Here is a 9,398-nt window from a genome sequence, read left to right on the forward strand (position 1 = left end):
CGAAGTCATGAAGTACGACATAACATAATTTTTAATAAGTGTTACTTCCCGATACAGAAAGTGGTAAACTCTCTATTTATATGGGATGTAGAGGAGTGAGGTGTAGTATTGGTGTAGCAAAATTTATGAAAGTTTAACATTTTATATAGTATTTTTAAAAATCTACTTAAATCTAATATTAACTATATTTTGATTTACAAAGAAAATACAATAATTGAATAGAATAGGTTTTTTCTTCTTTTCAATGTAATTTTATAGATGAAATAATTGAAACAAAAATGAAAAAAATAGATATTACAAGTTTAGAAGATTTAGACCAAATTGATCAAGCGTCTTTTAATCAACCAAAAATTATTTATAAACACAGTACAACTTGTGGGTTATGCGATATTATTTGGAATATAATAAAGGAAAGCGATTTTGAGCTGAATTATTTAGATTTATTAACATATAGACCAATATCTAATGAAATTGAACGTAGTTACAATGTTCAACACGAATCACCACAAATCTTAATAATAAAAGACGGAAAGTGTGTGTACAATGCTTCACATCGTAAAATAAAAAATGAAGAAATTCAAAAGGAACTAGATCAACTGGTTAGTTTGTAATGTATAAAAAAAAATCTACTTGTTAACCAAGTAGATTTTTATACTTAAACATATGGTACAGTATCACTTAATACCCTTTATTTTGTGTAAATACATTCGAAGCATCAATTGTTGCTTGTGGAATCGGGTAAATTCTTCTTGTAGGAGCAGTTACTGATTTTGAAGTTCTTGCTTCTTCAAATTTTCCGAAACGAATTAATTGTTTTCTTCTTACTAATTCCCAATATGTTTCGAAAGCGATTTCCTTTACTAAAGTAGCCTCATCAAGAGTAGTGATTGCAACACCTGGCGCATTACCAAATAATGCTTCTCTTGTTCTACTGGTTCTTAGCATGTTAATATCTGCTAATGCTGCACTTGTATTTCCTTTACGGAAATAAGCTTCAGCTCGCAATGTATAAATTCCACCTAAACGAAACAATGAAATATTTACACTACCATTTCCATTGTTTCCAAAACTAGGATCAAACTCGTATTTAAATACACGCGCTCCTCTGTTAATTTGATTTTGAGAAAGAACAGCTTGCAAAGGATTGTCAAAGTTATATTCTGGAGTAAAATTAACAAGTAAATTGGTGTTTTTTTCCATTTTTAGTTGATTTACTTTTATACGTCCATTTACCATCTCAAAAGATCCATTCGCTAAAATAGTTGGACCATATTGAACACCTGCTTGAATACCTCTATTAAAATGAAACCAAGGTTTTCCCGTACCTTCTACTAAACTTGTAGCAGGAACACTAACATCAGTTCCATCATTCATAAACCAAGTTCCATCTTCATATTGGTAATGTCTGTGAAAACGAGGGTCTTCATGATTTCCATCCCAACTGTGGTAAAACTCTGGTGTCGTTCCTGTAGCATTAGTTCCTCTATTATCTGGAGAAGGTTTTTGTGCACGTTCAACAGGCATATATGCAAAACTGTTTGAACTGTTTCTTAAACTATTTGCAGTTGCTTTTTGTACTACCGCAAATATTAATTCTGTTCCGTCATCATTACTAATATCAAAATTACGGAAGAAATTAGATTCTAACTTAAAACGTCCTGAATTGATTATATTTGAAGAATATTCAATTACTTTATCCATATCAGAAACACCACCACTAACAGCACTCTCATTAAAATCGAAAGTGTTGGAGTATCTATTTTTTAAAACAGCTCTGTTCATGTACATATCAGCTAATAAAGCATAAGCTGCTTGTTTAGTGAATCTTCCCATATGTGTAGATTGCTCTCCAATATTTGCTAAATTTGGTATGATACCTTCTACTTCTGTAATTAATTCATCAATGGCTACATCTGCTTTTCTTACCACAATTTCTGCATTTACATCCATTGGATCTCTATATGGAGCTTGTCCGTATAAGTCTAATGTATGATAAGTATAAAATGCTAATAAACCTTTTGCTTCAGCTAAAAATAATTGTTTGTTAGTAACACTACTTTTCTCTATTGCTTGTATTGCTGTTAAAGATTTTGTTATTCCGAAATTTAAATTATCCCAAGCTGATTTTATTTGAGGATTTGAAGCGTCCCAAGTAAACTCAGATAATGCTCTCCATTTTCCACCATCTCCCCAGTCACTTCCTCGTGTAGGTAAAATTGCTTCATCAGTAGAGTATTCTTGTAAACCGAAAACATTTCCGTGATCTACGAAAGTTCCGTCTCCTAATTGTCCATAGGCTGCGGCAATTGCGTTTTCTGGACTTGGTGATTCTGATCCTAATCTTTCATCAACTACTTGCTCTTCTAAATCTGTACAACTTAAAATGCTCACAGAAAGTAATGCGAAAAATAGATAAGATATTTTTATTGTTTTTAATTTCATGATAATAAATTCTGGTATTAAAATTTTAAAGTTGCTCCAACCATAAATGTTTTCGCAGATGGGTAAGTTGCATAATCAATTCCTAATGATTGATTTCCTGATACAGCTTTTGATGTGTCAATCAATGGATCATATCCACTGTAATTTGTGATTGTCCATAAGTTTTGAGCGCTTACATATAAGTTTAAACTTTTTACCCATTTTAATTGCTCAACTCCAAAATTATATCCTAAACGAACATTATTTAAACGTAAGAAATCTGACTTCTCTAAATAAAGTGATGATAATTGCGGTAAATTTTCAGCACTTGCTCCAGAAGTGTAAAAATCTCTTAACAAGTTACGGTCTGATGCTAAATTGTTAATATTTAAATTGAGATTAGTATTATTGACTAAATATCCTCCTGCTTGACCAATAAAAGAGAATGCAAAATCAAACCTTTTATAACGCATATAACTATTAAGCCCGTATGTTACTTTTGGAAGTGGACCTTCGAAAATTTGTCTATCTTCAGTTCCTACTGAACCATTACCATCAGTATCTTCATATATGTATTTACCTTGCTCGTCAATTCCTAAATATTTTAGCATATAAAATGATCCTGCTTGGTATCCATTTTTATAAACATTGGCATAAACACCTGACATTCCTGGACCAGAAATTTGTCCTGAATATATTTCGGAAACTGGTAAGTCTTTTACTTTATTTGATAATGTTGCTGCATTTACGTCTAATGACCACGTAAAATCCTTTTGATCGATAATTTGAGAACCTAAAGTCAATTCAAATCCTTTATTTTCTATTTTTCCATCTACATTTTGCCAAATAGTACTCGTTGGACTTAATGGCCCAGAAGGAATATTTAAAATCGGATCTAAAGTTGTTTTATTATAGTATTCTAACGACCCATATAATTTACTGTTGAATAAACTAAAATCAACTCCAAAATTTGTTTGTTCAACAACCTCCCATTTCAAATCAGGGTTTGCAGTTCTGTTTACCATTACTCCGTTAATCAAATCATTTTGATTATATAACCAATATCCCGCAGAAGAAGATAATGATGAACTCGCTTGCGTTAATTTATTCTGAACTTCTTGGTTACCTGTCTGTCCCCAACTTGCTCTTAATTTTAATTCATTTACAACAGAAGAACCTCTTAAAAATTCTTCTTTATTAATGGCCCAAGCAACTGCTAAAGATGGGAAATAGCCATATTTATTATTTTTTCCAAAACGAGTAGAACCATCCGCGCGTAAAGATGCTGTAAATAAATAGCGACTATCGTAGTTATAATTTACACGTCCAAAGTAAGACTGTAATTCATTTTCTTGTGCGTAACCAGGACTTGGAATAAATGCAGTTCCAGAATAACCAGGATTATTCTCTGGTGCAACACCACTTCCTTGTTCTGCAATATTAGTCAAGCCAAAATAAGTTCCTGAAAATTTAAATTTTTGGTAAGAAAAACCTGCTAATAAATTGATATTATGTCTGTTGAATGTTTTGTCAAAAGTTAAATAATGCTCAACTAAAGTACTCAACGATTCTAAATTACTTTGCGTGTACATTCCTCTCGGCGTTCTATCAGTAATGTTTGGATACATCGTTGTATTACGTTCCGAAGTTGATCTGTCAATACCGTAATTTAATTTATAATTTAATCCAGGAAGAATACGTAAAGTAGCTTCAACATTTCCTAAAACTCTAAATGTATTTGTATGATCATTATACTTACTCAATAAATACATTGGGTTGTAATGAGCGTTCATGTTGAAATTTGTGTAATCACCATTTTTATCAAAAACAGAACGTGTAGGATTAGCCATTAAGGCATGAATAACCAACTGTCCATCTGAACCAGCATTTGAACCATTTGGTAAACCGGTTTCTCTAATATCACTAGCTGTTAAATTGAATTTAACTTTTAAACGTTGATCGTCTAAGAAAGATTCTTCTGCATTTAAACGAGCTGTAGTTCTTCTGAAATTACTTGTTTCAATAATTCCATCTTGATCCATATGAGAAATTGATGCATAGTAGCTTCCTGTATTCGTTTTCTTAGAAAATGAAAAGGCATGATTTTGAGAAGTTGCTGAACGAAACAATACATCTTGCCAATCTGTATTTCCACCATGATCGTAAGAAGGATCTACGGCGTTTCTATACTCATCAGCATTCATCAAGTCTAATTTTTTAATCACATTCGAAACACCGAAGTAAGTATCATACGTAAAAAGTGCATCACCTTTTTTTCCTTGTTTCGTTGTAATTAAAACAACACCATTAGAACCTCTTGCTCCATAGATTGCTGAGGCAGAAGCATCTTTAAGAACAGTTATCGATTCTATATCACTTGTGTTTAGAAAGTTTAATGGATTTTTTGCGCTTGAACTTCCTAAACCAACATTGGGTCCACCAGAACTTACATTTTCATTGCTTAACGGCACACCATCTACAACAAATAAAGGTGTACTACCACTTCGAATAGATCCAACTCCACGAATAGAAACATTCATTCCAGCGCCTGGTTCTCCACTTGTTTGCACAACACGAACACCAGCTACTTTTCCTTGGATTAAGTTATCCACAGAAATGTTCATTCCTTCTTTAAATTGTTCAGATTTTAATTGACTTACAGATCCTGTTAGATCAGATTTTTTCTGAGTACCATATCCAACCAACGTTACTTCTTGTAAAGCATGTTCATCAGAAATACTTGTTTCACTCGAAATATGGATTGTCATTTCTGCCGAATCAATTACAACTTTCTGAATGGTAAATCCTTCTAATTGTACAGTTAAAGTTTGTCCAACCTCTGCCTCAATAGAAAATAAACCGTTCTCATCTGTTATTACTTCTTTTCCAGTTTCTACGATAATAACTTTTGCGCCCGAAACAGCAAATCCGTTCTCGTCTTGTACAATTCCTTTTACAGTAGCATCTGCTGCTTGTATTCCGAAATTAGAATTGTCGTTTAAAACCTTTGCTTCCGCCTTGTTACAATACAAGAAAACAAATGCCAAAGGAATTAGTTTTTTCAGTTTAAAATGTTTAATTTTATGGTACATATTATTAAGTAAAGTATCACATTTACGATGCTTAACTTAGATTCCACTGTTGTTGTCGCAGCAGTGGTTTTTGTTAAGCTAGCTGTTGATTTGTTTTTCGGAATACAAAGTAAGCCTCTACTCTTTAAAAACACTTTAATTTAAAATCATCAAAACATTACCATAAGGTAAAATAATCGATTACATTCCTGAAAATCAAACAGAAAATTTACAATACTATAAAACAGACTTAACAATAACTAAAAATTGTTTGAGAATAAACAATGTAATTTCGGTTCTTATAAAAATTAGAGCAATGAAAAAGACCATTTTATTTAGTTTATACTTACTTCCTTTTAGTTTTTCTTTGGCGCAAACACAAACTTTAGAAGATTTAAAAATCAATGAAATTCAAGTTATTGGTTCGCATAACTCTTATAAGAAAGCTATATTACCAGAGGTTTATAACTATTTATCAGAAAGAGATTCTATGAATTTTTTACCAAGAATTCAGTACGAACATATTCCAATTCCTCAACAATTAGATTTAGGTTTACGAAATCTAGAAATTGATGTTTACGCAGATAGTAAAGGAGGAAAATATGCGCATCCTAAAATTTTAGATTTTGTAAAAACAACTCAGCCTTTCGATCCTGACAAAAAAATGAATAAACCAGGTTATAAAATGATCCATATAACTGATATCGATTATATGACATGGTATTATACACTTGAAGATTGTTTAAAAGATTTAAAAAAGTGGTCTGATGCAAATCCTAATCATACACCTGTATTTATTACATTAGAGCCAAAAGATGGCAAAGAAAATGAATTTAAAACAGAGCCTGAACATTACACAGAAAAATTATTTGATGATTTGGATAATGAATTGAGAAAATATTTAGGAAAAAATAAAATCATCACTCCAGATGATATAAGGGGTTCTTACAAAACTTTAAACGAAGCCATTACCAAAGGAAATTGGCCTAAAGTAAAAGATGTGAAAGGGAAATTTATTTTTGTATTAGATAATAATGGAGCAAACCGAGATTTATATGCAAAAGGACATCCTTCTTTAAAAAACAGAATGATTTTTACAAATTCAACTCCAGGAACAGCAGAATCTGCTATAGTATTTAGAAATGACCCTGAGAAAACAGATGAAATTAAAAATTTAGTAAAACAAGGTTACATTGTCCGCACAAGAGCAGATGCTGATACGATGGAAGCTAGAAGTGAAGACTATTCTCGTTTTGAAAATGCGAAAAAAAGTGGTGCTCAAATCATCACAACAGATTATTATCAACCAAGTAAATTATTCAAATCTAATTTCAAAATTAGTTTCGATGATAATACTTACGAAAGAAAAAATCCTGTTCTAGGAAAGTAAATAATCTATTTTTAATATAAGATGTATTGAAATAAAATCCTTGTCAAGGGTTTCAAGCTTGACAAGGATTATTCGTTAATCTAAAATCGTAATATTAAAACACAATATTTCGCTGTCTTTCGTTGAATGAGCTTTTATTGCTTATATATTTTTGATTCTTTTTTTTTTGAAATCAATTTCAAAATGATTTGAAGGTTCACCATTTGATAAATGTGAAAGTATTTTAAATAGCATTTTCAATTGTAAGACAAATTCATCTTGCGATTGATTATCTGCAAATAATTCTTCCAGCACTTTATATTGTTCCAATCGCTCTTTTGGAATATCTCTTTTCGCCAATTCATCTGCCGACTGAAATTTATAGAGATCAAGAATTAAATCGTCAAATGTCCATTTTTTATAATCTTTAGACTGAATTATTTTTCTATTTATTCCTTTGTAACCTAGAAGTAACAAATCTTCTCCATTCAAGTTTTGTCCTTTTTCTATAAAATCTTTAGGCCAATCATTCGGAATCATTCGTAAACGAACCAATTCTTTTAGATGAAAAAGCATTAATTCTCTGTAGGATTTCGTTTTCAAAATATCTTTGTTCCAAATTAATTTATTACTGTCTTTTTGTAAAGCCAAAAATTCTTTTTCATACAATGGAAATAATTCATCAAAACGAGGTACATCATCTAAGATTTGTGTTTCGATTTCCATCTTATCAGCTGATTTTATTGTCAAAATTTTATAAGCCGGAATGTAAGCTGCTAAAGAAGGTACTTGAATATTTACTAAAAAATCATTTTCTGTTTTTTTACTTCCTGTATCATTAATATGCATATGCCCAGCAAAATGAATTTTAATTCCTGCTTCTGAGAAAATTTTTGCAACCTCTTCTTGTGGAACACGTTCCAATTGCCATTTTTTATCTCCCAATAATTTTTCTATTTCTGAAGAAGCACCATCATTATAATCAATCATAGGGTAGTGCGTAAAAGCAATCAGTGTTTTACTTCTTTTTTTTGCTTCAGCAGTAATATTTTTCACCCATTCTATCAAGTGTTTCTTGTTTGTCAAAACATTGTTATAACCAATACTTGCACCCTTATAATTAGAAGGATTAGATGAATTTTCGTTTAAATTCTTTGGAATATAGGTATTACCATCAATGGCTAATAGCCAAACATCTTCTATCGGTTCGACAACGTAACTTAGGTCAGGGACCGAAAATCCTTTTTCTACTTCATACATCCTTTTAGTATAATCAGCTGCTACTAAAGCATCATCAAAAGAATAAGAGGAAATTAGATTTTTATTAAATGGTGTACTCCAAAATAAATCATTTTTTTGCGGATAAAATCCAAAGTCTTTCAATTCATTTAAAATTTCTAAATATCCCGACTCAGCAATGTCTTTTGTATAGATTCTTGAAGGTTTTTCTCCTATCATTTCTTTACTATAAATTCCAAATGGTTTTCCATTTTCTCCTAAAAAGTCATCTTTTCCTGCATCTTTCCTAAATGGACCTACTGGGTCATGATTACCTGTTGTTAAGTAAAATTTCATGTTATATTTGCGTTTATATTCTTCTAAAATTTTATGTAAACCTCTGAGATTATATGCTTGGCCATCATCTGAAAAATCGCCTGGCATTGCTACAATTTTTATATTTTTAGATACAATATCATCTAGTGCTGCAATAAATGCAAAATAGTTTTCATTAAAAATTCTTGTCGAGTGCAATTGAGATTCCATAGTTCTCAAAATAGTTGCTTTTCCTGTTTTCGGATTGATAATTCCTTTAAAATCATTATCCGAAAAGTTGCCATACAAATCTTGAAAATGAACATCAGAAAGAAAGGCTACTTTAACTTCTTTTTCTTGTGCATTCAATATAGAAAAGAGAAGAATTAAGATAAATAAAATTTGTTTTTTCATGTCTGTAAAACAGCAAAACTAACGTAATATTAAATTCGTTTTATTTGAAATGAAATTTATAACGATAAGTTAATTTGAGTTTTTAGAAATAAGTTTTAATGTTAAAGTCAATATGACAAAATTTATTTCTGAATACGAATTAAAAGAATCCGGCATTAAATCTATTACGTTAAGAAAATAATTGAATGTAACGTTAAGATGATTTTAGCCCTTATGTGTAGGTACGTCAAATCATCGTAGACTAAATTAGTAAAAAACTAATATAATGTTATGATCATGAAAAAGACCAAAGAAATCCAAAATTATTTAACTTATATTAAAAAAATACAAGTTTTAAAATATGCTAAAGAATATGGAAATAATGCTATAGCTTATAAATTTTATGGCGTTAAAAAGAGTACATTTTACAAATGGAAAAAAGCGTATGAAGAACATGGAGAAGAAGGTTTACTTAGAAAAAAAACAATTCCTCGTACTTTTCCTAACCAAATTAAGCAAGAGATTGTAAATAAAGTACTAGAACTTCGAAAAGAGTATAAATTAGGGACTTGGCGAATTAAATGGTATTTAGAACGTTATCATGATATTTT

General features: G+C 30.7%; 6 protein-coding genes. 3 read left to right on the forward strand and 3 right to left on the reverse strand.

The features are described 5' to 3' along the window. Positions 1-278: 278 nt before the first annotated feature. Positions 279-611 carry a bacillithiol system redox-active protein YtxJ gene (gene ytxJ / locus B4E59_RS00985; RefSeq protein WP_291050775.1) on the forward strand — a complete coding sequence of 111 codons (333 nt, stop codon included), beginning with the start codon at positions 279-281 and terminating at the stop codon, positions 609-611. A gap of 67 nt (positions 612-678) precedes the next feature. On the opposite strand, the gene B4E59_RS00990 is transcribed toward ytxJ, so the two are convergent. Beyond that, complete coding sequence (locus tag B4E59_RS00990) at positions 679-2,442, reverse strand: RagB/SusD family nutrient uptake outer membrane protein (RefSeq protein WP_286495903.1); 1,764 nt, start codon at positions 2,440-2,442, stop codon at positions 679-681. A 17-nt stretch (positions 2,443-2,459) separates the two neighbouring features. Continuing rightward, the gene (locus B4E59_RS00995) at positions 2,460-5,513 is read right to left on the reverse strand and encodes a SusC/RagA family TonB-linked outer membrane protein (RefSeq protein ID WP_291050779.1); all 3,054 of its coding nucleotides are present in this window, start codon (positions 5,511-5,513) and stop codon (positions 2,460-2,462) included. Between the two features lie 295 nt (positions 5,514-5,808). On the opposite strand from B4E59_RS00995, the gene B4E59_RS01000 reads away from it, so the two are divergent. Continuing rightward, complete coding sequence (locus B4E59_RS01000) at positions 5,809-6,882, forward strand: phosphatidylinositol-specific phospholipase C1-like protein (RefSeq protein WP_286495906.1); 1,074 nt, start codon at positions 5,809-5,811, stop codon at positions 6,880-6,882. A gap of 141 nt (positions 6,883-7,023) precedes the next feature. On the opposite strand, the gene B4E59_RS01005 is transcribed toward B4E59_RS01000, so the two are convergent. Further along, positions 7,024-8,808 (reverse strand): metallophosphoesterase family protein, encoded by a 1,785-nt coding sequence (locus B4E59_RS01005; protein ID WP_286495907.1) that lies wholly within the window; start codon positions 8,806-8,808, stop codon positions 7,024-7,026. A gap of 276 nt (positions 8,809-9,084) precedes the next feature. On the opposite strand from B4E59_RS01005, the gene B4E59_RS01010 reads away from it, so the two are divergent. Next, positions 9,085-9,398: helix-turn-helix domain-containing protein (locus tag B4E59_RS01010; protein WP_291050784.1), on the forward strand; the 314-nt coding region annotated here is incomplete at its 3' end.

This window comes from Empedobacter sp. UBA2044 (assembly GCF_002333005.1).
In the GTDB taxonomy this organism is placed as follows: domain Bacteria; phylum Bacteroidota; class Bacteroidia; order Flavobacteriales; family Weeksellaceae; genus Empedobacter; species Empedobacter falsenii_B.

Excerpts from the sequence above, each read along its gene's own strand:
- ytxJ (WP_291050775.1), top strand. The coding sequence starts at position 279 with ATGAAAAAAATAGATATTACAAGTTTAGAAGATTTAGACCAAATTGAT.
- B4E59_RS00990 (WP_286495903.1), bottom strand. The coding sequence starts at position 2,442 with ATGAAATTAAAAACAATAAAAATATCTTATCTATTTTTCGCATTACTT.
- B4E59_RS00995 (WP_291050779.1), bottom strand. The coding sequence starts at position 5,513 with ATGTACCATAAAATTAAACATTTTAAACTGAAAAAACTAATTCCTTTG.
- B4E59_RS01000 (WP_286495906.1), top strand. The coding sequence starts at position 5,809 with ATGAAAAAGACCATTTTATTTAGTTTATACTTACTTCCTTTTAGTTTT.
- B4E59_RS01005 (WP_286495907.1), bottom strand. The coding sequence starts at position 8,808 with ATGAAAAAACAAATTTTATTTATCTTAATTCTTCTCTTTTCTATATTG.